Here is a 752-nt window from a genome sequence, read left to right as displayed (position 1 = left end):
CCACCCGCGACTCCGGCCGCCTTACGGGCCTCGTCCTGCGCCCACACGCCGCCGAACTGCCCGAAGGCGGTGCCGACCACGGCGACGGGCTTGGCGCTCAGGGCGCCGGCGCCGTACGGGCGGGACAGCCAGTCGATCGCGTTCTTCAGCACGGCCGGCATGGTGCCGTTGTACTCGGGCGAGAACAGCAGGAACGCGTCGGACCGGCCGGCCGCCGCTCGCAGCTGCGCGGCGGCAGCGGGGACGTCACCCTCGACGTCGATGTCCTCGTTGNNTCGACGTCGACACCCTCGGGGGCGTGCTTGACGGCCGCCTCGGCGAGCTGGCGGTTGTGCGAGCCGGCGCGGAGGCTGCCGACGAGGGCGAGGATGCGTACAGACATGGGGAAGCTCCCGGGAGACGAGGACTGCGGAAGTAAGCGGACCAGGGTCCGTTTAAAGTTGTACCACCTAAACGGACCGTGGTCCACTTGTGTGGCACGGCGCTACCCTGAGGTCATGACCGCTTCCCCTCCCCCGCCGCCCGGGCCGGCAGCCCTCGGTGAGATGCGGGCGGACCTCACGCTCGCCGCCGCCGGCGAACCCGAGCAGCTACGGGCGGACGCGGCACGCAACCGGGCGCTCCTGCTGGACGCCGCATCCCGCCTCCTGGCTCACTGCGGAGCGGCGAACCTCACGATGGAATCCGTGGCCGCCGCGGCCGGAGTCGGCAAGGGCACGGTCTTCCGGCGGTTCAAGGACCGCACCGGCCTG

At 72.1% G+C, this 752-nt stretch carries 2 protein-coding genes and 1 pseudogene; 1 reads left to right on the top strand and 2 read right to left on the bottom strand.

Annotated elements, in window-relative coordinates; genetic code table 11:
• Together BFF76_RS11890 and BFF76_RS33725 are read right to left on the bottom strand one after the other, a co-directional pair.
• A pseudogene (locus BFF76_RS11890) lies at positions 1-273 on the bottom strand (NAD(P)H-dependent oxidoreductase); the annotation flags it as partial.
• A 2-nt stretch (positions 274-275) separates the two neighbouring features.
• Positions 276-382: NAD(P)H-dependent oxidoreductase (locus BFF76_RS33725; protein ID WP_420877210.1), on the bottom strand; the 107-nt coding region annotated here is incomplete at its 3' end.
• Between the two features lie 115 nt (positions 383-497).
• Between BFF76_RS33725 and BFF76_RS11885 the strand changes: the two genes are divergently transcribed.
• Positions 498-752: helix-turn-helix domain-containing protein (locus tag BFF76_RS11885; RefSeq protein ID WP_141695591.1), on the top strand; the 255-nt coding region annotated here is incomplete at its 3' end.

Source organism: Streptomyces mutomycini (genome assembly GCF_001700505.1).
In the GTDB taxonomy this organism is placed as follows: Bacteria; Actinomycetota; Actinomycetes; order Streptomycetales; family Streptomycetaceae; genus Streptomyces; species Streptomyces mutomycini.
The sequence above is the reverse complement of the archived record's forward strand: the minus strand, read 5'-3'. Positions and strand labels throughout refer to the sequence as shown.